At 63.8% G+C, this 25,899-nt stretch carries 24 protein-coding genes; 13 read left to right on the top strand and 11 right to left on the bottom strand.

The window, feature by feature from the left end; translation table 11 throughout:
* Positions 1-3: 3 nt before the first annotated feature.
* Positions 4-1,689 carry a Na/Pi cotransporter family protein gene (locus CQ12_RS26685; RefSeq protein ID WP_057838263.1) on the bottom strand — a complete coding sequence of 562 codons (1,686 nt, stop codon included), beginning with the start codon at positions 1,687-1,689 and terminating at the stop codon, positions 4-6.
* Positions 1,690-1,972: 283 nt separating this feature from the next.
* On the opposite strand from CQ12_RS26685, the gene CQ12_RS47480 reads away from it, so the two are divergent.
* Positions 1,973-2,221, top strand: coding sequence for a PilZ domain-containing protein (locus CQ12_RS47480; RefSeq protein WP_057838262.1), 249 nt, complete (start codon positions 1,973-1,975; stop codon positions 2,219-2,221).
* A gap of 155 nt (positions 2,222-2,376) precedes the next feature.
* Positions 2,377-3,204 (top strand): tetratricopeptide repeat protein, encoded by an 828-nt coding sequence (locus CQ12_RS26675; protein ID WP_057838261.1) that lies wholly within the window; start codon positions 2,377-2,379, stop codon positions 3,202-3,204.
* A gap of 83 nt (positions 3,205-3,287) precedes the next feature.
* On the opposite strand, the gene CQ12_RS26670 is transcribed toward CQ12_RS26675, so the two are convergent.
* The 4 genes from CQ12_RS26670 to CQ12_RS26655 all read right to left on the bottom strand — a co-directional run bounded on the left by CQ12_RS26670 (position 3,288) and on the right by CQ12_RS26655 (position 6,829).
* Entirely contained in the window at positions 3,288-4,280 is a 993-nt protein-coding gene (locus tag CQ12_RS26670; protein ID WP_057838260.1) for a Bug family tripartite tricarboxylate transporter substrate binding protein, read from the bottom strand.
* A gap of 57 nt (positions 4,281-4,337) precedes the next feature.
* The gene (locus CQ12_RS26665) at positions 4,338-4,793 is read right to left on the bottom strand and encodes a nuclear transport factor 2 family protein (RefSeq protein ID WP_057838259.1); all 456 of its coding nucleotides are present in this window, start codon (positions 4,791-4,793) and stop codon (positions 4,338-4,340) included.
* Between the two features lie 5 nt (positions 4,794-4,798).
* Positions 4,799-5,575 (bottom strand): ribonuclease activity regulator RraA, encoded by a 777-nt coding sequence (locus CQ12_RS26660; protein ID WP_057838258.1) that lies wholly within the window; start codon positions 5,573-5,575, stop codon positions 4,799-4,801.
* A 63-nt stretch (positions 5,576-5,638) separates the two neighbouring features.
* Positions 5,639-6,829 (bottom strand): L-talarate/galactarate dehydratase, encoded by a 1,191-nt coding sequence (locus CQ12_RS26655; protein WP_057838257.1) that lies wholly within the window; start codon positions 6,827-6,829, stop codon positions 5,639-5,641.
* Between the two features lie 389 nt (positions 6,830-7,218).
* On the opposite strand from CQ12_RS26655, the gene CQ12_RS26645 reads away from it, so the two are divergent.
* Entirely contained in the window at positions 7,219-8,100 is an 882-nt protein-coding gene (locus tag CQ12_RS26645) for a LysR family transcriptional regulator (RefSeq protein ID WP_057838255.1), read from the top strand.
* Between the two features lie 114 nt (positions 8,101-8,214).
* On the opposite strand, the gene CQ12_RS26640 is transcribed toward CQ12_RS26645, so the two are convergent.
* From CQ12_RS26640 to CQ12_RS26620, 5 genes are all read right to left on the bottom strand, one after another.
* A complete protein-coding gene (locus tag CQ12_RS26640; protein WP_057838254.1) occupies positions 8,215-9,492 on the bottom strand; it encodes a CpaE/TadZ family protein in 1,278 nt (425 codons plus the stop codon).
* Complete coding sequence (locus tag CQ12_RS26635) at positions 9,489-10,229, bottom strand: CpaD family pilus assembly protein (RefSeq protein WP_057838253.1); 741 nt, start codon at positions 10,227-10,229, stop codon at positions 9,489-9,491. Before CQ12_RS26635 ends, CQ12_RS26640 begins: the two co-directional genes overlap by 4 nt.
* A gap of 40 nt (positions 10,230-10,269) precedes the next feature.
* On the bottom strand, positions 10,270-11,739 hold the full coding sequence (locus CQ12_RS26630; RefSeq protein WP_057838299.1) for a type II and III secretion system protein family protein: 1,470 nt from the start codon (positions 11,737-11,739) through the stop codon (positions 10,270-10,272).
* Between the two features lie 17 nt (positions 11,740-11,756).
* A complete protein-coding gene (gene cpaB / locus CQ12_RS26625) occupies positions 11,757-12,557 on the bottom strand; it encodes a Flp pilus assembly protein CpaB (protein WP_057838252.1) in 801 nt (266 codons plus the stop codon).
* A gap of 281 nt (positions 12,558-12,838) precedes the next feature.
* Positions 12,839-13,501, bottom strand: a complete 663-nt coding sequence (locus tag CQ12_RS26620; protein ID WP_057838251.1) for a GntR family transcriptional regulator — start codon at positions 13,499-13,501, stop codon at positions 12,839-12,841.
* Between the two features lie 122 nt (positions 13,502-13,623).
* Between CQ12_RS26620 and CQ12_RS26615 the strand changes: the two genes are divergently transcribed.
* Genes CQ12_RS26615 through CQ12_RS26590 form a run of 6 tightly spaced genes read left to right on the top strand, consistent with a single transcriptional unit; the run spans position 13,624 to position 19,791 of the window.
* A complete protein-coding gene (locus CQ12_RS26615) occupies positions 13,624-14,424 on the top strand; it encodes an enoyl-CoA hydratase/isomerase family protein (protein WP_057838250.1) in 801 nt (266 codons plus the stop codon).
* Between the two features lie 8 nt (positions 14,425-14,432).
* Positions 14,433-15,686: a CaiB/BaiF CoA transferase family protein gene (locus CQ12_RS26610; RefSeq protein WP_057838249.1), complete on the top strand. Its 1,254-nt coding sequence runs from the start codon at positions 14,433-14,435 to the stop codon at positions 15,684-15,686.
* A 52-nt stretch (positions 15,687-15,738) separates the two neighbouring features.
* Positions 15,739-16,731 (top strand): Bug family tripartite tricarboxylate transporter substrate binding protein, encoded by a 993-nt coding sequence (locus CQ12_RS26605; RefSeq protein WP_057838248.1) that lies wholly within the window; start codon positions 15,739-15,741, stop codon positions 16,729-16,731.
* 11 nt (positions 16,732-16,742) lie between these two features.
* Entirely contained in the window at positions 16,743-17,225 is a 483-nt protein-coding gene (locus CQ12_RS26600) for a tripartite tricarboxylate transporter TctB family protein (protein WP_057838247.1), read from the top strand.
* Positions 17,226-17,236: 11 nt separating this feature from the next.
* A complete protein-coding gene (locus tag CQ12_RS26595) occupies positions 17,237-18,763 on the top strand; it encodes a tripartite tricarboxylate transporter permease (RefSeq protein ID WP_057838246.1) in 1,527 nt (508 codons plus the stop codon).
* Positions 18,760-19,791, top strand: a complete 1,032-nt coding sequence (locus CQ12_RS26590; protein WP_198164268.1) for a 4-hydroxythreonine-4-phosphate dehydrogenase PdxA — start codon at positions 18,760-18,762, stop codon at positions 19,789-19,791. Before CQ12_RS26595 ends, CQ12_RS26590 begins: the two co-directional genes overlap by 4 nt.
* Before the next feature lie 10 nt (positions 19,792-19,801).
* Here the strand turns inward: CQ12_RS26590 and metC are convergent, their stop codons facing one another.
* Entirely contained in the window at positions 19,802-20,995 is a 1,194-nt protein-coding gene (gene metC, locus CQ12_RS26585) for a cystathionine beta-lyase (RefSeq protein ID WP_057838244.1), read from the bottom strand.
* A 336-nt stretch (positions 20,996-21,331) separates the two neighbouring features.
* Here metC and CQ12_RS26580 point away from each other — a divergent pair, with 336 nt between their 5' ends.
* The 4 genes from CQ12_RS26580 to CQ12_RS26565 are packed head-to-tail and all read left to right on the top strand — an operon-like array spanning position 21,332 to position 25,840.
* A complete protein-coding gene (locus CQ12_RS26580; protein ID WP_057838243.1) occupies positions 21,332-22,348 on the top strand; it encodes an amino acid ABC transporter substrate-binding protein in 1,017 nt (338 codons plus the stop codon).
* A 24-nt stretch (positions 22,349-22,372) separates the two neighbouring features.
* Positions 22,373-23,578, top strand: a complete 1,206-nt coding sequence (locus tag CQ12_RS26575; protein WP_057838242.1) for an amino acid ABC transporter permease — start codon at positions 22,373-22,375, stop codon at positions 23,576-23,578.
* Positions 23,575-25,086, top strand: coding sequence for an amino acid ABC transporter permease (locus CQ12_RS26570; RefSeq protein ID WP_057838298.1), 1,512 nt, complete (start codon positions 23,575-23,577; stop codon positions 25,084-25,086). Before CQ12_RS26575 ends, CQ12_RS26570 begins: the two co-directional genes overlap by 4 nt.
* A gap of 10 nt (positions 25,087-25,096) precedes the next feature.
* Positions 25,097-25,840, top strand: coding sequence for an amino acid ABC transporter ATP-binding protein (locus CQ12_RS26565; RefSeq protein ID WP_057838241.1), 744 nt, complete (start codon positions 25,097-25,099; stop codon positions 25,838-25,840).
* The last annotated feature ends 59 nt before the right edge of the window (positions 25,841-25,899 follow it).

Raw genomic sequence — 25,899 nt, 5'->3', positions numbered from 1 at the left:
CGGTCAGCGGCTCGGCGCCGGCGCGGGCAGCGCGGCCAATTCGCTTTCGGCAGTGCGATGGGCGGCGAGCTCGCCGGCGGCGTCCAGCACGGGATAGGCGACCGAACAGATATGCGAGTGGATGCGCCTGAGGTCGCGCAACACGTCGAGGTGAAGCGACGTGGTCTCGATGGTCTCGGGCCGGCCCTCGCGCAAACGGTCGAGGTGCCGCTCGGTGGCGGCGAGCTCGGCATTGCGCAGCGCGGCCTTTTCGGCCAGCAGCTTTCGCGCCTCGTTGAGGTCGCCCGACATGAACACCCCGAAGGCGATCCGGAGGGAATCCATCGTGCGCTTGTGGAACGCCGAAAGTTCCTCGGCGCCTTCAGGAGAGAACTGGAACCGGCGCTTGATCTTCTTGGTGGCGAGTTCGCTGAGATTCTTGTCGATGATGTCGCCGATATGCTCGAGGTTGATGGCGAAGGAGACGATCTCCATCGCCCGCTGCCCTTCGCGCTCGTCGAGGCTGCCGCGGGTGAGCTTGGTGACATAAAGCTTGATCGCCTCGTCGAGGCTGTCGACGCTGTTGTCCATCCGCGAGACCTCATCGACCAGCGCGCGGTCGTTGGTCATCATCGCCGCCATCACCTTGCGCAGCATGATTTCGACGTGATCGCCCATATGCAGCGCCTCGCGGGCGGCATCCGCCAGCGCGAGCGAGGGCATCTCCAGCGCGCTCTCGTCGAGATAGCGCGGCCCTGACGGATCGGTCACCTTGGCGCGCTCGGGCAGCACCAGCTTCAGCAGCCGCGCCATGCCGTCGAGCAGGCCGATGAAGATGAGGGCGGTGACGACGTTGAAGGCGATGTGGAACAGGGCGGTCGCCTTGGCGGCATCGGGCTGCCACGCGGTCAGGACATCAGCGATCGGCTGCAGGAACGGCGCGACCACCAGGATGCCGATAAGCCGGTTGGCTAGGTTGCCGAGCGGCAGGCGATAGCTGGCGGGATTGTCGCGGCGCGCGCCTTCGACCATCGGATTGATCGCGCTGCCGAGGTTGGCGCCGAGCACGAGCGCCAGCGCCGCATAAGGCGTGATGAAATGCGCATAAGCCAGCGACATGATCAGCAGCACGGTGGCGACCGAGGAATGCACAAGCCAGGTCACGATCGCGGCGAACAGGATGCAGAGCACGGGATCGCCGGTGATGGCGTTCATGAACACGCGCACGCCCGGCACATTCTCCGCCGGCGCCAGCGTATTGAGCAGGATGTGCAGCGCCAGCAGCATCAGGCCGAGCCCGATGAAGACGCGGCCGATATCCTTGATGCGTGAGCGCGGCCCGCTGCGGAAGGCGACCAGGCCGATGATGAACAGCACGGGTGCGACGGCGGCGATGTTGAAGGACAGGATCTGCACGATCAGCGTGGTGCCGACATTGGCGCCGAGCATGATGGCGAGGGCAGGGACCAGGCTGACGAGCCCCTCCGACGTAAACGAACTCGTGATCAGTGCGGTTGCAGTGCTGCTCTGCAGCAGCGCGGTCAGGCCGAGGCCGGCGGTGAAGGCGGAGAAACGGTTGCTCAGGGCCTTTGCCAGCAGCAGGCGCAGGTTCGGCCCGAACGCGCGCAGAATCCCGCTGTGGACCATATGCAGGCCCCACAGCAGCAACGCCACGCCGCCCATCAGATCCAGAAGAACGAGACTTCCCATGCGCTCAAGTTTCCGCCAAATCGAGTCGAGCGATCAGGCTATCGCCTAACAAGGGGGGATCAACCCTTTAATTTGCCGAAAATTGCGATGCAGCGGCGTTGCCGCGGGCGGGGCTAATCGGCCTTTCGAAGGCTCCGCTGTCGGCGAGCGGGCCGGTTTCGGTAAACGGATTTCGAACATATCGATTACATTGCGCGCCGCCGCGCTAGGCCAATTCCAACAATTCTTCGGTAAAGCTGATCCACCTTCGACTGAATCACATCGAGCAAGGGCCAGGGTGGACATGTTGGCAGCGAATCGCCGCGCAAGCGAACGTCGTGCGTGCAGAAATTTTGCAAAAATACAGTTCGCGACCGGCGGATTGCCGCGCGACTGCATGATTACGGACATGTCCGATGGCGGCGTGAAGATCATCGCCGAGTATCCCGAAATCCCACCCGAATTCACGGTGATTTTCTCGGAAGGCCGGCCGCGTCAGTGCCGGCTGGCCTGGCGGATCGGCTGCGAGCTCGGCGCGCAATTCCTCGACTAGGTTTACCCGGGGTAACGTCGGCTCAGGGCGGGGGCGTTGCGGGCCAGGGAGCGCCCGCAATGGTCATTGATTACCGCCAAAGCGGGCGAGTTTAACCTGAACTTAGGGTTAAGCTGGGAACACTGCTGGACAGTTCCCGCCGTGAGTCCCGCTACATGGTCCAGAAGTTATCCCATCCGCCCCGCGTCGCGCGGCATCTTGCCTGCGCATCCATCATGGTCCTGGCGCTGGGGCTCGGCGGCTGCCAGACCTCGGGACTGTCTGATATCACCGGCTCGATCGACGAAAAGGCCGACACCGGCCCCGCCATCGATCCGCGCCGTGGCATCGAAGCCTATCAGGAACGTTACCGCGCCAATCCGAGGGATGCCGACGCTGCACTGAAATACGGCAAGGCGCTCCGCGCGACGGGACAGCGGTCGCAGGCGGTTGCGGTGCTCGAACAGGCCTCCATCGCCCATCCCGGCAACAAGGCGCTGCTCGCCGCCTACGGCCGTGCGCTCGCGGACAATGGCAATTTCCAGCAGGCCTTCGACGTGCTCGGCCGCGCCCACACCCCCGAAGATCCGGATTGGCGGCTGCTCTCGGCACAGGGCGCCACGCTGGACCAGCTCGGCCGATTTGAAGAGGCGCGGCAATATTATGCGAGTGCGCTGAAGATTGTGCCCGACCACCCGTCGGTGTTGTCCAATCTCGGGCTCTCCTATGTGCTTTCGAAAGATCTGGCCAAGGCCGAGGAGACGCTGCGCCGCGCTCATCGGATGGCGGGCAGCGATCCGCGCGTGCGCGCCAACCTGGCGCTGGCAGTTGGCTTGCAGGGTAACTTTGCCGAGGCCGAAAAGATCGCCAAGGCCGATCTGCCGCCGGCGGAGGCCGCCGCCAATGTTACGCAATTGAAGCGATTGCTGGCGCGGAAGGACAGGGAGAACGCGCGGGCCGAGGCCGACAAGATGCCGATCGCCGCGGCCCGGCGCACCGACTAGGCAGCGCGCCCGTGACGGGGCCAAAGACGGCGATCACCCCTCGTCGGCGAGGTCTGATCGAGGTGAGGGATACCTGATCCCATTCACTCAACAATCACGCCCGCTGAGTTCGCGACCGCTGACCATTTCGTAACTTCGGCGGCGACGAATTCCGTGAATTCTTCTGGTGTATTGCCTCCGGGCACGAGACCCAAGGCCTCCAACTTGCCCTTGAGCGGGCCGTTAACGGCCTTGGCGATTTCTTGCTGCAATATTGTCGCGAGAGTTTTTGGCAGGTTGGCCGGCGCCGATATTCCCGTCCAGGATATGGCGTTGAGTCCTTCATAGCCCAGCTCCGCTATCGTCGGCGTATCCGGATACAACGCATTGCGCTCGCGGCTTGTGACGGCGAGGATGCGCAGCTCCCCCGATTGCACGTAAGGCAACACTGCATCTGCGTTGGTGACGAGGATCGGTACTTGCCCGCCAAGCACGTCCGTCGTTGCGGGCGCGCCGCCCTTGTAGGGAATGTGGTCGATCTTGATGCCGGCGCGCTGCTTGAACAGCTCCATCGCCATGTTGCCGGACGAGCCGATCCCTGAACTTGCGTAATTGTACTTGCCTGGGTCTTTCTTGGCCAAGTCAATCAAGCCTTTCAATGTTTTTGCCGGAAAGCCGGGATTGACCGCGATGGCATTGGCTCCGGAGGCGATCAGGCTGATGTGGGTAAAGTCCTTGACCGGATCGATCGGCATTTTCCTGTAAATGCCGGCGTTGATCGCATGGGTGCCAACTCCCGAGAGCATCAGCGTATAACCGTCGGGCGTGGCGCGCGCGACGGCGGTCGAGCCGATGTTGCCGTTGGCGCCTGCGCGATTTTCGACGACGACGGGTTGGCCGAACGACTTGTTCAGCTCTTGTGCAACGAGGCGCGCCATCGTGTCGCTGGTGCCGCCTGCCGGGAAGGGAACGACGATGGTAATGCCTCTCGACGGATAATTTTGGGCCCACGCGCCGTCGCCGGAACAGAACGTGGCGCAGAGCGCGGCCATCGCAAGCAGCCTGTTCAGGCTTCGCCATTTCGAAATCTCAGTCATTTCGTTCTTCCCCTGGTATTTTGTTTTATGAGTTACTCTTGGGCGCGGTCCTCTCTCCTAGCGACTGTCGTCATGGGAGAGGTGATAGCCGCGGCCGTGATAGTCAAAAGCCGCCAACTCGTTGATCGGGACAGAAGGGTCCGCAGGCGCGGCGTAATAGGCGCGGATCTCTCCGATCAGGCCGGTCGTCTTGTCGAACACGTACCATTCGTCGCCGCGCAACGCGGTGTCCTGTTTGCGCTTCCAGTGGGTCCATTCGATCACCGCCTCCGGCGCCGTCGAGGAGCACAGGATCTTTTCGATCGTCCATTGCGATCCCAGGTTCTCGACGCACCAGATCCACTTCCTGGCGATCATGTCGGCGCCTCGCCACGGAATTTCAGGCAATCCCGGCGGGAAATAATGCACCGCGTCCGGCGTGAAGCAGGACACGAGCGCGGCATGGTCGGCCGCGTTGCAGGCCGCGAAATAACGGCGGATCGTCGCTTCCATCGTCTCAGGCGTCACCTTCATGTCGCTCACCTCGCTCGAATCACGGTCGCCGTGGCCGGATCGGCGCCTGCCTTGACCCACGCCTCGAAATCCGTGCGCACGTCCGGCGTCGGCGGATAGACGCCGTACAGATTTTCTCCTGCCTTGATGCGGTAGGAGAGATACTTCTCCAGCGCGTCGCGCTTTTCGCAGAGGTCAGCCATCTCGGCGGCAAGATGGCGGGGAATGACTGTCACACCGTCGCCATCGCCGACGATGACGTCTCCGGGATAGACAGCGACGTCGGCGCAGCTCACGGGGACGTTGAGGTCGGCGACGTGATGGAACGACAGCCTCGTGGAAGCCGTGACCTGACGCGCGTAGGCGGGAAAATCGAGTTCGGCAAGCTCCTGGCCATCGCGGAACGACCCGTCCGTCACGATCGCCGCTGCGCCGCGCACCCTCAGGCGGGTCGGCAGCATGGCGCCCGCCGAAGCAGCGCGCGGGTCATTGCGGCTGTCGATGACGAGCACGTGACCCGGCGGAATCTGTTCGACGGCCTCCCATTGCAGGTTCATCGGATTGGGATGCGGGGTCAGCGTTTCGATCGTGTCGATATCCTCGCGCGCCGGGATCATGCGCAGCGTGAACGCTTCGCCGGCGAAGCGGACGGCTCGCGGATTCATCGGCGTCAGGCCGACGAGAAAACACTGGCGCAACCCTTTCTTGAACAACTCCGTGGTGAGCGAACCGGAGGAGACGTTCTTGAGCCGCGCGAGCAACTCCGGCGTGATCTGGTCTTTCGTATCTGAAAGAGCATCCATGATGCTGGTTCCTTCTGTGCGGGATTCCGGGAGGCCGGTTTCGACACTGGTCTTCCGACTTCGCTACTTGCGTTTGCCGACCTCGATGTGGTCGCGCGTCCAGGCGCGGGCCTGCTCGCTGAGGCTGAAGCCAAGGCCGGGGCGGTTCGGCACGATCATGCGGCCGTTCTTCACCTCGAGGGTCTCGTTGAACATGGCTTCCGACCACTCGAAATGCTCAACCCATGGCTCTCGGCCGTAGGCGGCGGTCAAATGGAGGTGGATCTCCATGCAATAATGCGGCGCGAGCTGCAGTTTCTTGTGATCGGCAAGGGCCATGATCTTGAGAAAAGGCGTGATGCCGCCGACGCGCGGTGCGTCGGGCTGGATGAAGTCGACCGAGTTGTGCCGGATCAGCTCGTAATGCTCGTCGACGCTGGTCAACATCTCACCCGTGGCGATCGGGGTTGCGAGTTCGGCGGCGAGGGCGGCGTGGCCTTCATAGTCGTAGGCATCAAGCGGTTCTTCGATCCAGGTGAGGTTGAACTGCTCGGCGATGCGACCGAAACGCAGCGCGGTCGTACGGTCCCATTGCTGGTTTGCATCGATTGCGAGCGGCACGTCGCCGATATGCTTGCGGACGGCCTCGATGCGTTGCAGGTCGATCATGGGATCCGGCTGGCCGACCTTCAGCTTGATGGCGCCGATGCCGGTGTTGAGCGCCATGGAAATGCGTTCCTTGACTTCCTCGATCGGCATCGAGAGATAGCCGCCGGAGGTATTGTAGCAGCGCACGGAATCGCGGTGCGCGCCGAGCAGCTTTGCGAGCGGCAGGCCGGCGCGCTTGGCCTTCAGGTCCCACAGCGCGATGTCGAAGGCCGCGATCGCCTGCGTCGAGAGACCGCTGCGCCCGACCGAGGCGCCGGCCCACACCAGCTTGTCCCAGAGCCGGGCGATGTCGTTGGGATCCTCACCGATCAGTTCGCCGACGATTTCCCTGGCGTGCGCGTATTGACCCGGTCCGCCCGCACGCTTGGAATAGCTGAAGCCGACGCCGCTGTGGCCTTGTTCAGTCTCGATCTCGGCGAACAGGAACGCGATTTCGGTCAGCGGCTTTTGCCGTCCGGTCAGCACCTTGGCGTCGCTGATCGGCGCTGCCAGCGGCAGGAACACCAGGGAGGTTTTGATCCACGCAATACGGTCGGTCGTTGCCTCGCCAACGGTGAGGCCTGCGGCGAGCGGGTTGGCCGCAATGACGCGGCCGGATGTGGTCATATGGTTCATGTCGGCATTCTCCAGAACGAGACGTGGGCCAGCGTCAGGCGCTGGTCGGCGGAGGCGGCAGGTTTGGCTGGAAGGGTGAGGCACCGGGACCAATCGCGGCGTGCGCTGGCCGGCGACGATCCCGTGAAGGCAGCGCACGTCACGGCAGCGAAGCCGCAGCAGGTACGCTTTGGTCGTGTGCCGTCCGCCACTACCGTCCTCCCTCGGATCGCTTGACGTTTCACCCGGGATCGGCAGGCCTTTTTCAGGCTGTTGCATGCCGATCGGCGCCCTGTGCCCGCCCGATAGCGTTGGGATCGGGAAAGCCAGATCTTGGTAGACGGCCGATCAATTCTCGTCCAAGCTTGTTTTTGTATTGAATTGATACCGGATCAGCATTGATGTTCGACCTCGGTCAGCTTCGTTCCTTCATCGCGGTGGCGACGGAGCTTCACTTCGGTCGGGCAGCAAGGCGCCTGCACATGACGCAGCCGCCGCTGAGCCGGCAGATCCAGATGCTCGAACGCGACCTCAAGGTACCGCTGTTCACGCGCACCAGCCGCTCGGTCGAGCTGACGCAGGCTGGCCGTGCGTTCCTCGCCGAGGCGCGCGATCTGCTTCAGCGCAGCGAGGCCGCGGTCAAGATCGCACGCGAAGCGGCGGAGCCGACGGCGGGCACGGTGCGCGTGGGATTTGTGGCGGCGACGACCTACGATTATCTGCCGCGGCTGACGAGTCGGGCGCGCAACGAGCTTCCCAATATCGAGCTCGTCTACGAAGAGCTCAATTCGATCGAACAGCGGGAAGCGCTCGCGTTCAGCCGGATCGACATCGGCATCGTGCGCCCGCTCCCGGTGCAGGACAATCTTCGCTCGGCCTGCGTCACGCAAAGCGGGTTAGCGCTTGCGCTTCCGCTGGCGCATCCGCTGGCCGTGCGGCGCCGGCCGCAACTCGCCCAGATCCACGGGGAGCCATTCATCATGTATTCGAGCGCCGGCCGCTACATGCACGATCTGCTGAGCTCGGCATTCCGCGTCGCCCGCGTTCAACCGAACTACGTGCAGTTCATGAGCCAGGCGCAGGGCATCCTGTCGCTCGTGAGCACAGGTCTCGGTATCGGGATCGTTCCCGAAGAGACGCGCAACGCCTGCTTTGACAACGTCGTGTTTCGACCGATCCGGTTGGGCCCTGCCGTCAGGACCGAGTTTCACGCGATCTGGCGACCGGACAATAGAAATCCGGCGTTGACGCCGCTTCGGGATCTCATGCTTTCCATCGGATAGGCGGACTGGCTGGTAGCGGTTCGCGATGGACCCGCCAAGGACTCGCTCCCGGGTCAAGCCCGAGAGCATGCTGCGCGTGATGGGCTATCAAGTCGGCCGGTTGCTGTGCCGCTCTTACGCCCTGCGGGCCGTCGCGCCCTGCAGCTTCTTGATGATCGGCGTCAGGAACGACGTCCGCTTGGTCACGGCATGACCCGTCATGCGCTGCGCAATCTGCAGGAACATCTGGGTGGTGCGATGCTTGGCCGAGATCTGCGCGATCATCTGGCCGTTATTGGCGGCGGTGCCGAACAGCTTCGAATCGAACGGAATCGCGGCGATCGGCTGGCTCTCGATCGCCTTGGCGAATTCGCGCGTGGTGATCTCCGGACGCTTGTGCATGCCGACCTGGTTGAGACAATAGAGCGGCGGCCGATCGTTCGGCCGTGCCGCCTTCAGCACGTTCAGCATGTTCTTGGCGTTGCGCATGTTGGCGAGATCGGGTTCGGCAACGATCAGAATGTCATCCGCGCCGACCAGCGTGCGCTTGGTCCACGCCGACCATTGATGCGGCACGTCGAGCACGATGCAGGGGGTCGTCATGCGCATCGTATCGAAGATCGCGTCGAACGCATCGGCGCCGAAATCGTAGACCTGATCCAGCGTCGCCGGCGCCGCCAGCAGGTTGAGACGGTCGGTGCATTTCGCCAGCAGGCGCTCCATGAAGGCGGAGTCCGGCCTTTCCGGCTGGAATACGGCGTTGGCGATGCCCTGAACCGGGTCCTGGTTGTAGTCGAGGCTGGCGGTGCCGAAGGCGAGGTCGAGATCGATCACGACGGAATCGAGCGCCAGATCGCGCGCGATCGCCCAGGCGACGTTGTGCGCGACGGTGGATGCGCCGACACCGCCCTTGGCGCCGACGACCGCAACGATACGGCCGACCGCCACGGCTTCGGAGGCCGCGTACAGACCGCATATCGCGCGCACGACGTCGATCGGCCCGATCGGTCCGGTCACGTAGTCGCTGACGCCGCGCCGCACCAGCTCGCGATAGGGCGTCATGTCGTTGGCGCTGCCGATCACGACGACGCGCGTTCCTGCGTCGCACACGGAGGCGAGTTCATCGAGCCCTTCGAGAATGTCGGTGTCGGGATCGCTCTCCAGCAGGATCACGTTCGGCGTCGGTGCCGTGTGGTAGGCATCGATGGCGGCGGCAATGCCGCCCATGTGAACCGAAAGGTGAGCCTTGCCGAGACGGCGGTCTTCGCTTGCCGCACGCACCGCGGTTGCGATGGCGACGCTGGCGCAAAAGGCTTGCACCGATACGCGTGGCGCCGGCGAGATGTATTCCTCGGGCTGCGCCGGCGTTTCGTCCAGTTGATCGTCGGATTTTTGAAAGACGCGGCTGATCATTTGCCTGTATCGCTCAGTTTGGCCTTGTCGGCTTCGGGATAGGTGGTCGCGGTCGAAAGGCCCTTGCGGAACTTGTCGTAGGCGATAGCGCGCCGCGCGGTATAAGCGGGGCTCTCGGGGCGCGGCTGTTCGAGATCGGCGGGATTGTCGATCATCGCGGCGAGGTTGCGCTGGCTGGCGCAGCCGAAATTGTGATAGGGGCGGTTTTCGTTATAGGCGACGTTGTCGATGTTCGGGCCGAGGTCTTGCGGCCACAGACCGCAAGGGCCGGCTACCGCCTTGATCTTCGGATAGCTCAGCCTGATCGTCGGCAAGGTCCTGACATCTTCGGGACGGTAGTGATGCCGCGTGATGGCGCGGGAGGGCACGCCGCCCGCCATCAGCACCGACTGGATTTCGCGAAACGACGACGCAGCCGCGCGGGCATTCGGCGTGTCGATCGGCACGTCGACGACAACAGCGCCGGTGCCTTCGCGCACCCAGCTCTGCGCCAGACCCAGGACGTCGGCGCGTTGCGAGCCGGAGAGACCACCGCGAGCATGGCCGACAAACACGACGATCGAGTGGTTGGCTTCGGTCACGGCAATCGGATGACGCTGGCGGTAATCATCCGGCACGCTGGCGGTCACGATATCAGCGGTCTGCGGCATGCAGCCGCCGAGCGCCGCCGAAAGGCCGAGCAGGGCGCCAAGCAGTCCTGCGGACCTGACCCGACGGAGTTGAATTTTCGTTGTCATCGTTCTGCCCTCGTCCCCGTCAGGTGAACAGTTCTGCGTCTCAGTCGATGATGTAGCCGAAATTGCCCTGGACCCCGGCGACGGGATCGACGTAGGCGGCGACACCGTAGATCCGGTTGATGCGCCCGAGCAGCGCGGACTGGGAATCGGAGGCCGATGCAAAGCCGTCATCGGGCCGCGACAGTTCTTTCTGCGCGATAGCCCGGACGACGTAGGGCGTCACGATGACCATCAACTCGGTCTGGTGGTTGACGTAGTCCTGGCTCCTGAAAAGCTGTCCGAAAATCGGTATCTGGTCCACGCCGGGCATTCCGTTGATGGCTTGCTTGGTTTGTTCCTGGATCAGTCCCGCCATCGCCACCGAGCCGCCGGACGGAATTTCCAACGTGGTTTCCGCACGACGCGTCTTGATCGAGGGAATCGTTGTTCCGCCGCTACCGCCCATCAAGGCGTTTTCGGTCGATACTTCCGACACTTCGGTCATCACCCTCAGGCTGATCCGTCCCTCGGACAGAACGACCGGCGTGAAGTTGAGCGAGATGCCGAATTTCTTGAAGCTGACCGTCTGGACGCATTGTCCGATCGCGCCCCCCGTCGTCGTTTGGCAGGTTACGCCGGTCGGAATGGGAAATTCGCCGCCCGAGATAAACGTTGCGGATTCGCCGGAGATCGCCGTGAGATTTGGTTCGGCCAGCGTCCGCACCACGCCCGCGCTCTCCATCGCGCGCAGCGTAGCGGTGACCGTCGGCAGACCAGCTTTGTTCAAAGCCGCCCCGACCAGGCCGTTGTCAGCGACGAGCGGTGCACTGTTGGCGGTGAACGGATTGCTATTTCTGAAAACGACCGCCGCGGTGCCGTAATTCATGTTGGCACTGAGATCGATGCCCAACTGCTTGATGATATCCCGCCGGACTTCCGCGACGGTGACCTTCAACATCACCTGGTCGCGGCCGCGAACCACGATTGAGTTGACGACGCGCTCGGCGCCGCCGACCAGCCGCGCGGCGATCTCGCCGGCCTGCTGGGCTTCGACCGGGCTCGACACCGAGCCGGTCAGCAGCACGCTGTCGCCGACGCCCTCGATATGAATTCCTGGCAGCGACTGCTTCAGCGCGGCGCGCACGCCGTTGAGATCACGCTTGACCGCGATGTCGTAGGAAGCGATCTGCTGGCCGTCGCCATCGAAGAACACCACGTTGGTCTGGCCGACGGCGCCGCCGATGATATAGGCGCGTTGCGGGGAGCGAATGACGGCGTTGGCGATCTTCGGATCGGCGACCAGCACATCCTTCACGTCGCGGGGCAGGTCGACGACGACAGACTTGCCGATGCCGAGCGCCAGGAAGCGCATCTTGACCGGGCCGATGGCGGAAGTCGTTACCGGATCCTTCTCGGTTTCGGCTGCGACCACGGGCAGCAGCGGCCCGAGCGTCAGCGTGGCGACGGCCGACAATAACAGTGCGCGCGCCGCCACGGTCCGCATCGCTGACTGACTTACCCCAAACTTCATCGCAGCCGTCCTTTCGGTCACTTCTGTGCCGTCGCTTGACTAGAGACTCCGTAGCGAACCACGGAGACGCTCTCTTTTCGTTTTTGAGTCTGTTCTTCGGTACGGCCTTCGGCCGCATTGGCATCGGTGATGCTGCGCAGGGCGAGCGACAGCGTGCCGCTCTGGCGCGCGCGCGCCATCGTCTCGGCCTGCTCGGGCTTCAGTTCGAGCGTGACGGTGCGGCCGACGAGGGAGTTCATGCCCTCTTTTTCCTTCGGCGCCTGATCGATCGCGAGCACGCGGATGTTGGAGAGAATGATGTCCGACTGGATGACGTCGGCTCCCTTGCCGTCCGGATTCTTCTCGCGCCTGGAGAGGATGACGTCGACGCGGTCGTTGGGCAGGATGAAGCCACCGGCACCAGTTTCCGGCGAGATCTCGGTCGAGAGCGCGCGCATGCCGGTCGGCAGGATGGCTGCCATGAAGCCGGAGCCGTTGGCCTTGACCAGTTTCTGTTCCCGGATCGGTTCGCCCGCAAAGAACGGGTTGCGCGCGATCGAGCCGGCGAGTTCATTGATGGCCTCGGCCTTGCTCGCGCGGTCGATCAGGTTGCTGTTGGCGGTCGCAGCCGGCCAGGCCTGCCATTGCAGATCCTCGGGCTTGACCGCCTGGCCGAGCCCGATGTCGGACTTCGCCACCAGGATTTCCACTGTCGGCAAATTGGCGACTGGTTCGGCCGGCGGTTGCGATGATTTGCCGTCGGTGCCGCGGGCGAGATAGGCGGCGACACCGCCTGCACTCAATGCGATGGCCAGAACGACGAGACGTGCGATGTTCATACGCTTACGATCTACTCTTACGCCGGGACGCCCCAACGGCACGGCAGTGAAGGTCCCCGAAGGCCATGACTAGGCATCAATGGTATAAGGGAACTTGAGGGGTGACCGATTTGGCCGATCGCAGGGGCGGGATTCACAGGCATGGTGAACGACTGGTTATCGTTCGGCAGAGACTGCTCCGCAAAAAACCGGAAGGCCGTTCGCTGCGGGGGCGCGCTACCGGTCCAACGCGTCAATATGGATGGACGTGCGTTGCCCACCAGGCCTCAGGCCTGACGCAGCTATGATGCGCGAGCCTGTTCGAGAGGCGCGGTTTCCGCGAAGCCGGCCTGCATGACCTCCTCGCGCTTGTGGCGCAGATGCGCGCGCAGGATATGCGACAGTCCCACGCCGTCGCGGCGTTGCAGCGCGTTGAGGATCGCTTCGTGCTCCTGCACCGCCAGCGCCCAGCGCCGCGGCGTCATCGGCGTGACATAGCGCGCGCGGCGAATGCGCGCGGTGACGGATTCATACAGGCCTGACAGCACCGGGTTGCCGGCAGCAGCGATGATCGCCTCGTGGATGAAGCGGTTGCAGCGGTAGTACTGCAGCAGGTCGCGATCTCCGTAGTGTCGCACCATCGCGGCATGAGCATCGGCGACGTCGCTGATTTCGGCATCCGTGATGCGCTCGCAGGCGAGTTCGCCGGCCAGGGCTTCGAGCCCCTGGCACACCTCGAACAGGTCGCGCATGTCCTTGTCGGTCAGTCGCGCCGCACGCGAGCCGCGGTTCGGCAGCAATTGGACCAGGCCTTCTGCGGCAAGCACCTTGAGGGCTTCGCGCAGCGGCGTGCGCGAGATCTGCAGCTTTTCACAGAGGTCGCGCTCAGGAATCCGCGCGCCCGGCGGGATCTCGCCATCGAGCAGCATGGCGCGGACGCGGCCTACGACTTCCTCATGCAGCATCGCTCAACGATCCAATTTGAATTCAAAAATGGCTAGTAGCACCCGATTATCGTCAGTTCCAGCTTGATAAAGCTTAATTTTGCATTCAGAATGGTAAAAATCAATTAAGAAGGGTCGTCGGGATGGATCAGGACGTAACGGTACGGGAGGATGACCTCCTGTTTGCCCTCGACGACGGCATCGGCCGGGTAACCTTCAACCGGCCGCAGGCCCGCAACGCCTTCACCTTCGAGATGTACGAGCGGCTGACCGAGATCTGCGAACGCGCCAACCGCGACCACGCGATCAAGGTGCTGCTGCTGCGGGGCGCCGGTGACAAGGCATTTGCGGCCGGCACCGACATCAACCAATTCCGCGCCTTCAAGGCGCCACAGGACGCGATCGACTATGAGAACCGCATCGACCGGGTGCTGGGCATTCTCGAAACATGCCGCGTGCCGACCATTGCCGCCATCAACGGCGCCTGCACCGGCGGCGGCGCCGGAATTGCGGCCTGCTGCGACCTGCGCATCGGCACCCGAACCACGCGCATGGGATTTCCGATCGCGCGCACGCTCGGCAATTGCCTGTCGATGTCGAATGTCGGCCGCATCACCGCGCTGATCGGTCCGGCACGCGTCAAGGATCTGATCTTCACGGCACGGCTGGTCGAAGCCGAGGAGGCGGCCTCGCTCGGCCTGCTCAATGAAGTTGTCGATGATCTCTCGGCGCTCGACAAGCGCGCCGACGAGATCGCACGGCTCGTTGCCGGACACGCGCCGCTGACGTTGAGCGCAACCAAGCAGGCGGTTGCGCGCTTGCAGAAACGGCTGAAGCGCGACGAGGGCGAGGACCTCATCCTGATGTGCTACACCAGCCAGGATTTCCGTGAAGGGTTAGATGCGTTTCTCACCAAGCGCGCGCCGCAATGGCGCGGCCAATAGGTATCAGCATGTCCCTTCATGACGAAACCACGCCGCGTTCGGGGCCGCTCGCCGGCCTCAAGGTCATCGATCTCACCCATGTGATGGCGGGCCCGACCTGCACCCTGATGCTCGCCGACATGGGCGCCGACGTCATCAAGATCGAGAAATGGCCGAACGGCGACGACACGCGGCACTCGGTGCCGCCGAAGATCGGCGACGAGGCGGCCTCGTTCCTGATGATGAACCGCAACAAGCGCGGCATCGTGCTCGACCTGAAAACCGCAGGCGGCAAGGAAGTGCTGCGGCAGCTGATCGCGGGCGCCGACGTGCTGGTCGAGAATTTCGCGCCGGGCGCGATGGAGCGGCTCGGCTTTGGCTATCAGGAGCTGCACCGGGATTTTCCGGCGCTGATCTATTGCTCGCTGTCCGGCTTCGGCCGCACCGGCCCGTACAAGCATCGCCGCGGCTTCGATCTGGTTGCGCAAGCGATGAGCGGCATCATGAGTTTCACGGGCGAGCGGCCGGATGGTCCGCCGGTCAAATGCGGTCCGCCGCTGTCCGATATCACCGCCGGACTGCTGGCCAGCATGGGCATCCTTGCCGCCTATTCGCATCGGCTCAAAACCGGTGAGGGGCAATGGGTGGAGACCTCGCTCTATGAGGCGGCGCTCGTCCAGACCTATTGGCAGTCGACCATTGCGCTCGCCAGCAATGTGGCTCCGCGCGCCATGGGCTCGGCCCATCCGCTCAACGCGCCGTATCAGGCGTTCGAGGCATCGGATGGTTGGCTCGTGGTCGGCGGCGCCAACAAGAAGCATTGGCTGTTGATGCTGGAAGCGCTCGGCGCGCTGGAGCTCGCTTCCGACCCGCGCTTCGTCAACGGCTCCGACCGCATGGCGAACCTGAAGGAGCTCGAAGCCGAATTGAGTCGGCGCTTCCGAACGCAGACGCGGGCGCATTGGCTGGCGGCGCTCGACGAGAAGGGCGTGCCGTGCGGCCCCGTGCATGACATGCTGGAAGCGCTGAACGATCCGCAGACGCTCGCGCGCGACATGGTGGTCGAGGTCGAACATTCCACGCTCGGGCCGGTGAAGACGATCGGATTGCCGGTCAAGTTCTCGGCGACGCCCGGCAAGGTGCGTTCAGGCGCGCCTGTTTATGGCGAGCATACGCGCGAGGTGCTGCGCGAACACGGTTTTGATCAGACTGCGATCGACGCGTTCGAGCGGGAGGGGGCGATCGTTGCCGCATCGGTCGATCGCAAGGAGCAGGTCGCCTGACGAGAAAACGAGAATACGAACGACAACAAAAAATGCCTACCGGGAGGAAGCCATGAAGATCACGTCAAAACTGCTGCTGTCCACGGCAGCGTTCATGCTCGCGGGCGCGCTTCCGGCCAATGCCGCATGGCAGCCCCAGAAGCCGATCGAGTTCGTCGCCACCGCCGGGCCGGGCGGCGGTACCGACAATCTCGCCCGCGCCGTGCAGAGCATCATCACCAAATACAAGCTGACCGATCAGCCGGTCGTGGTCGTCAACAAGGGCGGCGGCAGCGGGGCGGAAGGCTATGTCTACGGCAAGGCGTCCGCCGGCGATCCTTATAAGGTAATCTTTGGCACCTCGAACGCGTGGCAGCAGCCGCTCGTTTCCAAGGTCGCCTTCAACTACACCGATCTTACGCCGATCGCGGCGATGGCGCAGGACGAGTTCCTGCTCTGGGTGAAGCAGGAGGCGCCCTACAAGACCGCGGGCGATTTCCTCAAGGCGGCGGCCGCGACCGAGTTCAAGATGGGCGGCGCGCAGTCCAAGGACACCGACGAGGTGCTGACGCGGATGATCGAGAAGGCGGCGAAGGTCAAATTCACCTACATTCCCTTCAAGAGCGGCGCGGAGGCTGCCGTGCAACTGGCCGGCGGCCATATCGATGCGCACGTCAACAACCCTTCCGAAAGCCTTGGGCAATGGCGCGGCAGCACCCAGCGCCCGCTTTGCGCGTTCAGCCCGAAGCGGCTGCCGCAGGGGCCGAAGGTCACGACGTCGGAAGGCTGGAGCGACGTGCCGACCTGCGTCGAGCAGGGGCTCGCGATCTCGCAATATGAGCAGCCGCGGACGGTGTGGCTGCCCGGCAAGGTCAGCCCGGATCAGGCGGCCTATTACGTCGATCTCATGAAGAAGGTGCAGGCGACGCCTGAATGGAAGGAATACATCGAGAAGACTTCGCAGGTTGACACCTTCCTGACCGGCGCAGCGTTCGACAATTTCATCAAGCAGGACCTTGAACATATCAAGCAGGTCGCGGGCGAGCAGGGCTGGCTGGTGAAGTAGGGCAGGACGCGATGATCTCCCGACGCGCGCTCGAGATAGCCGCCGCGGTGCTGACCGGAATCTTCGGCGTGGTGGTCGTCGTGTCCAGCTTCGACAACGGCATCGGCTGGTCTAGCGCCGGCGTCGATGCCGGTACGTTTCCGTTCCTGACCGGCATCATCATCGTGCTCGGCAGCCTCTACAATCTCGGGCAGGGCGCGCTCGGACGCGGCACCCTCGCCATCGTCAGGGTAGCCGTCACGCCGTCCGAATTGCGCCGTCTCGCGGGATTGTTCGTTCCAGCTGCGATTTTCGTTGCCGTCATTCCGATGATCGGGATGTATCTCGCCTCGGCTGCTTACGTCTTTGCCGTCCTGGCGTTGCCGAAACGGCAATCGGTCTTGCGCGCCCTCGTCATCGCCGCGGCTACGCCGCTGGCGCTCTACGTCGTGTTCGAGCGCATGTTCCAGGTGTCGCTGCCGCACGGCGCGCTCGCCGCTGCGTTCGGTTTCTGAAGGGCAGGGCGATGGAAAACCTTCAATCGCTGCTGCACGGTTTCACCATCGCGGTCACCGTTCCGCATTTGACGCTGATGGTCATCGGCGTCCTGCTCGGCATTCTCGTCGGCGTTCTGCCGGGCCTCGGCGCGCCCAACGGGGTGTCGCTGCTGCTGCCGCTGACCTTCGGCATGCAGCCGGTGTCGGCAATCATCCTGCTGTCGAGCATGTATTGGGGTGCGCTGTTCGGCGGCTCGGTGACGTCGATCCTGTTCAACATCCCCGGTGAACCGTCGTCGGTCGCCACCACCTTCGACGGCTATCCGATGGCGCGCGACGGCCGGCCGACGACGGCACTGGCCACCGCCTTCGGCTCGGCGGCGTTCGGCGCGCTGGTCGGCGTGATCCTGATCACGTTCCTGGCGTCCTGGGTGGCACAGGTGGCGCTCGCGTTCGGACCGCCGGAATATTTCGCGGTTTATTTCCTCGCCTTCGCCAGCTTCGTCGGCATGGGCGGCGCGGCGCCGATCAAGACCGTGGTGGCGCTCGCAATTGGTTTTGCCATCGCCGCGATCGGCATCGATACGGTCTCGGGCAGCGTGCGGCTCACCATGGGGATCGACGAACTGGTGAAGGGCGTCAGCTTCGTCGTTGCCGTCATGGGGCTGTTCGGCATCGGCGAGTTGCTGATCGCGGTCGAGGAGGAGTTTTCTGCCCGCGCGGTATCATCGCGGGTCGACTGGAAGGAAGTGTTTCGGGCGCTGGGCCGGCTGCCGCATCATGGCATTGCGTTGCTGCGCAGCGCCGCCATCGGCTGCTGGATGGGCATCACGCCGGGCGGCCCGACCGCCGCTTCCTTCATGAGCTATGGCATCGCCAAGCGCTTCTCGAGCAACGGCGCGCGTTTCGGCACCGGCGAGGCCGAAGGCATCGTCGCGCCGGAGACCGCCGACCATGCCGCCGGCACCAGCGCGCTGTTGCCGATGCTCTCGCTCGGCATTCCCGGATCGGCCACGGCGGCTGTCATGATGGGCGGGCTGATGATCTGGGGATTGAACCCCGGGCCGATGCTGTTCGTCGATCAGAAGGATTTCGTCTGGGGGCTGATCGCCTCGATGTATGTCGGCAACATCGTCGCGGTGGCGCTGGTGCTGCTCACCGTTCCCGTGTTCGCCGCCCTGATGCGGATTCCCTTTGCCGTCATCGCGCCCCTGATCGTCATCATATGTGTCGTCGGCGCCTATTCGGTCTCCAACTCCTATCTCGACGTCGTGCTGATGCTCGGCTTCGGCGTCGTCGGCTATCTCTTCAAGAAGCTGCACTATCCGTTGGCCCCGCTGGTGCTGGCGATCGTAATCGGCGACAAGGCCGAGGACGCGTTCCGGCAGGCCATGCTGATGTCCAAGGGGTCGCTCGGAATATTCTTTGCGAACGGGTTGGTGACGACCCTCGTCCTGGCCGGGATGGCGCTGCTGCTGCTTCCGCTCGCCCTGCAGATCGTGCGTCTGTTGCGAAAGCCGGACGTATCAGCTCAGGAGAAGGTGAGGATCATATGAACATGCAAAGTCCCGGCAAGCCGCTGATCGCGCTGGCGATGGGAGACCCCGCCGGCATCAGCCCGGAGCTGACCGCAAAACTCGCCTGTTCAAACGAAGTCCGTTCGTGTGCGCGCCTGATCGTGATCGGGGACCGCCGCGTTTTCGATGAGGGCGCGCGCGTCGCCGGCGTCGAGAGCGACCTGCCAAATGTAACGCCATCGGCGGACCCCAAAACAATCGGCAGTGACGCCGCCTTCATGGATCTCGGCCATCTCGATCCCGCCACCATCGAACGCGGTGTCGCGAGCCAGGCGGGCGGCGCGTTCGCGCTGGAGAATTACCGCCGGGCGCTGACGCTGGCGCGCGACGGGCAGGCGGATGCGGTCTGCTTCACGCCGTTCAACAAGAAGGCGATGCGGCTCGCGCGCGCGGAATATGACGACGAGATTGCATTCTCGGCCGAGGTCGCCGGCCTGAAGACGCCGGCCAGCGAATTCAACGTGCTCGACAGGCTCTGGAATGCCCGTGTCACGTCGCATATCCCGCTCAAGGATGTCGCCTCCCGGCTAACGGTCGAACGCATTCATCGCGCGCTGAAACTGACCGATGCCTGCATGCGGCGGGCCGGCTTTGCCGAGCCCCGTATTGCGGTGGCCGGGCTGAATCCGCATGCCGGCGACGGCGGCAATTTCGGCCGTGAGGAGATCGATGTGATCGAACCCGCTGTCAGCGCCGGCCGGGCCGAAGGAATAGCGGCGGAAGGGCCGTTTCCGGCCGATACGGTTTTCCTGCGCGCCAAAAACGGCGCCTTCGATGCGGTGCTGACGATGTATCACGACCAGGGCCAGATCGCGATGAAGCTGATGGGCTTCGACCGTGGGGTGACGATCCTGGGCGGTTTTCCGTTTCCGATCTGCACGCCGGCGCATGGCACGGCGTATGACATCGCCGGCCAGGGCGTCGCTTCGGTTGGCGCCAGCCGGGCGGCCCTGTTGCTCGCCGCCGAGATGGCTGGCGCTGCCAGGGTAGGAAATCGGGCGGCGTGAGCGGCCCGGTTTAGGTAGCTGCCTTCAGCGCCGCAAAGCCGCGTTCGAGATCGGCCTTGAGATCATCGACATTCTCGAGGCCGATGTGCAGTCGCAGCGTCGGTCCGCCCGGCGACCATTTGGTTGCGGTGCGATATTCATTGCAGTCGAACGGGATGATGAGGCTTTCGAAGCCGCCCCACGAAAAGCCCATGCCGAACAGCCTGACTGTATTGAGCAGGGTGTCGACCGCCTGCTGCGGCACCGGCTTCAGGACAATGCTGAACAGGCCGGAGGCGCCGGTGAAGTCGCGCTTCCAGATCGCATGGCCCGGATGGCTTTCGAGCGCGGGATGCAGGACCTGCAGGACTTCCGGCCGGTTGGCGAGCCAGCGCGCCATTTCCAGGCCGGAGCGGTAGTGCTGCGCGAGCCGCACCGAGAGCGTGCGGGCGCCGCGCAGCGCCAGGAATACGTCGTCGGGCCCGGCGCAGACGCCGAGCAGGCGGATGCCCTCGGCGATCAGCGGCCACGCCTTCGCGTTCGCCGAAATCGTGCCGAACATGATGTCGGAATGGCCGCCGATATATTTGGTGGCGGCCTGCATGCTGATGTCGACACCCTGATCGAGCGAGCGGTGAAACAGCGCGGTCGCCCAGGTGTTGTCGTCGATGACGAGCGCGTCCCTCGCATGTGCGACGGCGGCGATGGCGGGAATGTCGCTCATTTCGAACGACTGCGAGCCGGGCGCCTCGACCAGCACCGCCTTGGTGTTCGGTTTGAACAATTTCTCGATGCCGGCACCGATCAGCGGATCGAAATAGGTGACCTCGACGCCGTAGCGGGCCAGCATGCCGTTACAGAAATTGCGTGTGGGCCGGTAGACGTTATCGGTCACCAGCAGATGGTCGCCGGCCTTCAGGACCGAGAGCAGGGTGGTGCTGATGGCGGCAAGGCCCGACGGCACCAGGCCGACGCCGGCGCATTGCGGGCCCTCCAGCGACATCAGCACGTCCTGCAGCGCCCGCGTGGTCGGGCTGCCGTGGCGCCCGTAGGTGAATTCGGCGCGATGGGCGTGCAGGTCCTCGGCGGTCGGATAGAGCACGGTGGAGCCGTGGAAGACCGCCGGGTTGACGAAGCCCCTTTGCCCCTTGGTATCACGGCCGGCAGTGACCAGCCTGGTTTCGGCTTTTTGCGGATTGGACGGGCCGTCGTTCGAAAAGCTCATGCGTTTGCATTATCCAAGACGTTATGCCGCAGGCGCAACTTGATCGCGAAAACGCCGCCGGCGGCGGGGTCGGAGCCGGGCGACTTAATAACAAGACACAGAAGACGGCAGTCAACCCCTTGACCCGGCACGCTAGTCGTTCTGAGATGCGAACTAACTAACAGTCGCTGCAAGTTGAGGGGCCTGCCGCGATACCTGATCCACCGCCTGACCGGAATGGCATGTCAAATGCACGGTCACGATGACGCTTTTCAGCGAGGGATCAGCGGGTTGGCCCCACAACGTCAGGCGTTGCCTAAAAAGAATCTCCGGACGTCCCCTTGAAAGGCCTAACCCATGAAACGCGTATCTCTGGTTGTCACCCTTGCCCTAGCCGCCGGTCTGTCGGCCCAGGCCGCCTCGGCGCAAACCCTCAAGACGGTCAAAGACCGCGGCATGCTGTCCTGCGGGGTCAGCCAGGGCCTGCCGGGCTTCTCGTCGCCGGACGACAAGGGTAACTGGACCGGCCTCGACGTCGACATCTGCCGGGCGATCGCCGCCGCCATCTTCAACGACGCCACCAAGATCAAGTTCGTCCCGCTGTCGGCCAAGGACCGCTTCACCGCATTGCAGTCCGGCGAGATCGACGTGCTGTCCCGCAATACCACCTGGACGCTGTCGCGCGACACCTCGCTGGGCGCCAACTTCACCGGCGTAACCTATTATGACGGCCAGGGTTTTCTGGTGAAGAAGTCGCTGAAGGTGAACTCGGCGCTGGAGCTCAACAGCGCCTCCGTCTGCGTGCAGACCGGCACCACGACCGAACAGAACCTCGCCGACTACTTCAAGGGCAACAACATGAAGTATGAGGTGATCGCATTCGCGACCGCCGACGAAACCGTGAAAGCCTATGAGTCCGGCCGTTGCGACGTCTTCACGTCAGACGTCTCCCAGCTCTACGCCGAGCGTTTGAAGGTCGCCAATCCCGCCGATCACGTCGTGCTGCCCGAAGTGATCTCGAAGGAGCCGCTCGGACCGATGGTCCGCCATGGCGACGACCAGTGGTTCGACGTCGTGAAATGGACGCTGTACGCGATGGTCGGCGCTGAAGAGCTCGGCATGACCCAGAAGAACATCGACGAGATGGCCAAGTCCGACAAGCCCGAGGTCAAGCGCGCGGTCGGCACCGACGGCAATCTGGGTGAGCAACTCGGCCTGACCAAGGACTGGATGGTGCGGATCGTAAAGGCGACCGGCAACTACGGCGAATCCTTCGAGCGCAACGTCGGCGCCGGCTCCAAGCTCGGCATCGCGCGCGGCCTCAACAACCTATGGAGCAAGGGCGGTATCCAGTACGCCCCGCCGATCCGCTAGTCGCCAGCGAGAGGGGCTGCGGCGATGGCCATCGAACCCCGAAAACCTCCGTCGCAGCTACTTCCCAGGCTGCAGCGAGCGCTCGGCGGGCGGGCGGGCTGGAGCGGTTTCGTGCTCCAGCTCCTGTTCGTCGCCGCGCTCGCCTGGATCTCGTATGAGATCGTCGCCAATGCCCGCGCCAACCTGCAGGCGCAGCGGATCACCGCGGGCTTCGGCTTCCTCGCCAACAATGCCGGCTTTGACGTCAGCCAGAGCCTGATCCCGTATTCGGGATCCGATTCCTACACGCGCGTCTTTGTGGTCGGCTTGCTGAACACGCTGCTGGTCTCGGTGATCGGCATCTTCTTTGCCACCGTGATCGGATTCCTCGTCGCACTCGGCCGGCTGTCGCCGAACTGGCTGCTGTCGCGGATCGCGGGCGGCTATGTCGAACTGATCCGCAACCTGCCGCTGCTGTTCCAGATCCTGTTCTGGTATCTTGCGGTGCTCGCCGCCTTGCCCAATCCGCGGCAGAGCATTTCGATCTTCGACAGCATCTTTCTCAGCAATCGCGGCCTGGTCGTTCCGAAGCCTGTCGGGCAGGCGGGGTTCGAGCCCTTTGTCGTCGCCCTGCTGGTCGCGATCGTGGCCACGATCGCACTGTGGCGATACGCGCGCCGGCAGCTCTTCCAGAGCGGCAAGGTGATCAAGGTCTGGCCCTACGCGCTCGGCATGATCATCGGTCTGCCGCTGATCAGCATGCTGATCTTCGGTATCCCCGTCACGTGGGAGGTGCCGGTGCTCAGGGGCTTCAATTTCGCCGGCGGCTCGCGCCTGATCCCGGAATTCGTCGCGCTGACGCTGGCGCTATCGACCTACACGGCGGCATTCATCGCCGAGATCGTGCGCGCAGGCATTCTCTCCGTGCACAAGGGCCAGATGGAAGCCGGCTCCTCGCTCGGGCTGCAGCGCGGCTCGGTGCTGCGGCTGATCGTGATCCCGCAAGCCCTGCGCGTGATCCTGCCGCCGCTGACCAACCAGTATCTCAATTTGACCAAGAACTCCTCGCTGGCGGTCGCGATCGGCTATCCCGACCTCGTTTCCGTGTTCGCCGGCACCACGCTGAGCCAGACCGGGCAGGCGATTGAAATCATCGGCATCACCATGGGCGTCTATCTCCTGATCTCCCTGGTCACCAGCGCGATCATGAGTTTCTATGGATGGCGCATCAGCCGGAGCATGGGCGGATGAGCGACACCACCGCATCCAATTTTGTCCGCCAGGATCTGGTGCCCGAGCGGCCGGCGCCGGTGAAGACGACCGGCTTCATCGGCTTCCTGCGTACGCGGCTGTTCAATTCCCCGACCAACATCCTGATCACCATTGTCAGCGCGTTGCTGTTGTGGGTCATCGTCGTTCCCGCCATAAGGTTCGCGTTCATCGACGCGGTCTGGACCGGCACGGACCGCACCGCCTGCCTGCCGAAAAATCCGGGCGATGTGGTGGGCGCGTGCTGGCCCTTCATTCAGGCCAAGTTCTCGCAATTCATCTACGGCTTCTATCCGGAGCCGGAACGCTGGCGCGTCAATCTGACTTTCGCGCTTGCCGCGATCCTCTTGATACCGTTACTGATTCCGCGTTTGCCGGCCAAGGGCCCGAACGCGATCCTGTTTTTCGTGGCGCTTCCCATCGTGGCCTTCTTCCTGCTGCGCGGCGGCGGGCTCAGCGGCTTCGGCGTGAGCTGGACGGCCGGGCTTCTCTCCGGCTTCAATGACAGTATCGGCGAGGGCGGCCGGAAGCTGGTGACATCAGGCGAGACCACGGCCGTCATCGGACCGCTGCTGTGGGTGATCGGCAAGCTATTGGTGCTGCTGAGTACCGTGGTGAGCTGGATACTTCTGCCGCTGACCTGGCTGCGCGACCAGATCCAGGCCTACGGACGTCCGGTCTGGGCCGACCTCGCGGCGACCGCTGTGATCGTGTCGGCGCTGCTGTTCTGGCTGACCGGTGGGTTACGCGCCGTCGCCACTACCCTTGCGATCTTCGTCGGCATTGCCGTCGTCATCGCTGTGATGGGGCTCGACCGCGGCGGATTGCCGGAGGTGGATACAAGGCTCTGGGGCGGACTGCTGGTAACGCTGGTGGTGTCGGTCGTCGGCATCGTGGCCTCGATGCCGGTCGGTATCGCGCTGGCGCTCGGGCGCCGCTCGACCATTCCGCTGATCCGGATTTTCTCGATTGCCTTTATCGAGTTCTGGCGCGGCGTCCCGCTGATCACCGTGCTGTTCTTCGCCACCTATATGCTGCCGCTGTTCGTACCGACCGGCTTCACCATCGACGGGCTGATGCGCGCCCTGATCGGCATCGCGCTGTTTGCCGGCGCCTATCAGGCCGAAGTCATCCGCGGCGGCCTGGCGGCGATCCCGCGCGGGCAGGCGGAAGCGGCGAGCGCGCTTGGCCTGTCGTGGACCAAGACCACGGCGCTGATCGTGATGCCGCAGGCGCTGCGCCACGTCATCCCCGGCCTCGTCAACAGCTTCATCGCGCTGTTCAAGGACACCTCGCTGGTCTCGATCGTCGCGTTGTTCGATCTGCTCGGCCAGCTCAGGGCTTCCTTCAGCGACCCGGTCTGGTCGACGCCGACGACGCTGTTCACCGGCTTTGCCTTCACCGGCATCATCTATTTCGTCTTCTGTTTCGGGATGTCGCGTTACTCGCTATTCGTCGAGAACAGGCTGAACGCCCACCGTCGCAACTGAGTACACCACCATGACCGCAAATTCGATCGTCGGCATCAACGCCCTCAACAAGTGGTACGGCGACTTTCACGTGCTGCGCGACATCAATCTCGATGTCGCGAAGGGCGAGCGCATCGTGATCTGCGGCCCGTCAGGCTCGGGCAAATCGACGCTGATCCGTTGCATCAATGCGCTGGAGGAATTCCAGGAAGGCCAGATCGTGGTCGAGGGCATTGAACTGGGGCCGAACCTGAAGCGGGTCGACGAGGTCCGGCGCGAGGTCGGCATGGTGTTCCAGAGCTTTAACCTGTTTCCGCACCTGACCGTGCTTGAGAACTGCACGCTGGCGCCGATCTGGGTGCGCAACATCCCGAAAAAGGATGCGGAGGCGACCGCAATGAAATTCCTGGAGCGGGTCAAGATCCCGCATCAGGCCAACAAGTACCCGGGCCAGATGTCGGGCGGCCAGCAGCAGCGCGTCGCGATCGCCCGCGCGCTGACCATGAACCCGAAGGTCATGCTGTTCGACGAGCCGACCTCGGCGCTCGATCCGGAAATGGTCAAGGAAGTGCTCGACACCATGGTCGACCTCGCCAAGGAAGGCATGACCATGCTGGTCGTCACGCACGAGATGGGATTTGCCCGCGAGGTCGCCAATCGCGTCGTGTTCATGGATGCGGGCCAGGTGATCGAGTCAAACACGCCGCATGAATTCTTCGCCAACCCGCAGCACGCGCGGACGAAGCTGTTCCTGAGCCAGATCTTGCGGCATTAACCGCTGCTTGTAGGGTGGGCAAAGCGCAGCGTGCCCACCAACAGTCTCGCCGTTGAGCG

The organism is Bradyrhizobium jicamae, assembly GCF_001440395.1.
GTDB lineage: Bacteria > Pseudomonadota > Alphaproteobacteria > Rhizobiales > Xanthobacteraceae > Bradyrhizobium > Bradyrhizobium jicamae.
Note: the sequence above shows the minus strand (reverse complement) of the source record. Positions and strands in the feature narration are given on the sequence as shown.

Bases quoted from the DNA above. Each gene is read 5' to 3' on its own strand.
- CQ12_RS26660 (WP_057838258.1), bottom strand. From the start codon at position 5,575: ATGGATGCTCTTTCAGATACGAAAGACCAGATCACGCCGGAGTTGCTC.
- cpaB (WP_057838252.1), bottom strand. From the start codon at position 12,557: ATGAACATCGCACGTCTCGTCGTTCTGGCCATCGCATTGAGTGCAGGC.
- CQ12_RS26595 (WP_057838246.1), top strand. From the start codon at position 17,237: ATGGAAAACCTTCAATCGCTGCTGCACGGTTTCACCATCGCGGTCACC.
- CQ12_RS26630 (WP_057838299.1), bottom strand. From the start codon at position 11,739: ATGAAGTTTGGGGTAAGTCAGTCAGCGATGCGGACCGTGGCGGCGCGC.
- CQ12_RS47480 (WP_057838262.1), top strand. From the start codon at position 1,973: ATGTTGGCAGCGAATCGCCGCGCAAGCGAACGTCGTGCGTGCAGAAAT.
- CQ12_RS26605 (WP_057838248.1), top strand. From the start codon at position 15,739: ATGAAGATCACGTCAAAACTGCTGCTGTCCACGGCAGCGTTCATGCTC.
- CQ12_RS26685 (WP_057838263.1), bottom strand. From the start codon at position 1,689: ATGGGAAGTCTCGTTCTTCTGGATCTGATGGGCGGCGTGGCGTTGCTG.
- CQ12_RS26570 (WP_057838298.1), top strand. From the start codon at position 23,575: ATGAGCGACACCACCGCATCCAATTTTGTCCGCCAGGATCTGGTGCCC.
- metC (WP_057838244.1), bottom strand. From the start codon at position 20,995: ATGAGCTTTTCGAACGACGGCCCGTCCAATCCGCAAAAAGCCGAAACC.
- CQ12_RS26580 (WP_057838243.1), top strand. From the start codon at position 21,332: ATGAAACGCGTATCTCTGGTTGTCACCCTTGCCCTAGCCGCCGGTCTG.
- CQ12_RS26565 (WP_057838241.1), top strand. From the start codon at position 25,097: ATGACCGCAAATTCGATCGTCGGCATCAACGCCCTCAACAAGTGGTAC.
- CQ12_RS26600 (WP_057838247.1), top strand. From the start codon at position 16,743: ATGATCTCCCGACGCGCGCTCGAGATAGCCGCCGCGGTGCTGACCGGA.
- CQ12_RS26635 (WP_057838253.1), bottom strand. From the start codon at position 10,229: ATGACAACGAAAATTCAACTCCGTCGGGTCAGGTCCGCAGGACTGCTT.
- CQ12_RS26590 (WP_198164268.1), top strand. From the start codon at position 18,760: ATGAACATGCAAAGTCCCGGCAAGCCGCTGATCGCGCTGGCGATGGGA.
- CQ12_RS26615 (WP_057838250.1), top strand. From the start codon at position 13,624: ATGGATCAGGACGTAACGGTACGGGAGGATGACCTCCTGTTTGCCCTC.
- CQ12_RS26655 (WP_057838257.1), bottom strand. From the start codon at position 6,829: ATGACCACATCCGGCCGCGTCATTGCGGCCAACCCGCTCGCCGCAGGC.
- CQ12_RS26665 (WP_057838259.1), bottom strand. From the start codon at position 4,793: ATGAAGGTGACGCCTGAGACGATGGAAGCGACGATCCGCCGTTATTTC.
- CQ12_RS26640 (WP_057838254.1), bottom strand. From the start codon at position 9,492: ATGATCAGCCGCGTCTTTCAAAAATCCGACGATCAACTGGACGAAACG.
- CQ12_RS26645 (WP_057838255.1), top strand. From the start codon at position 7,219: ATGTTCGACCTCGGTCAGCTTCGTTCCTTCATCGCGGTGGCGACGGAG.
- CQ12_RS26610 (WP_057838249.1), top strand. From the start codon at position 14,433: ATGTCCCTTCATGACGAAACCACGCCGCGTTCGGGGCCGCTCGCCGGC.
- CQ12_RS26670 (WP_057838260.1), bottom strand. From the start codon at position 4,280: ATGACTGAGATTTCGAAATGGCGAAGCCTGAACAGGCTGCTTGCGATG.
- CQ12_RS26675 (WP_057838261.1), top strand. From the start codon at position 2,377: ATGGTCCAGAAGTTATCCCATCCGCCCCGCGTCGCGCGGCATCTTGCC.
- CQ12_RS26620 (WP_057838251.1), bottom strand. From the start codon at position 13,501: ATGCTGCATGAGGAAGTCGTAGGCCGCGTCCGCGCCATGCTGCTCGAT.
- CQ12_RS26575 (WP_057838242.1), top strand. From the start codon at position 22,373: ATGGCCATCGAACCCCGAAAACCTCCGTCGCAGCTACTTCCCAGGCTG.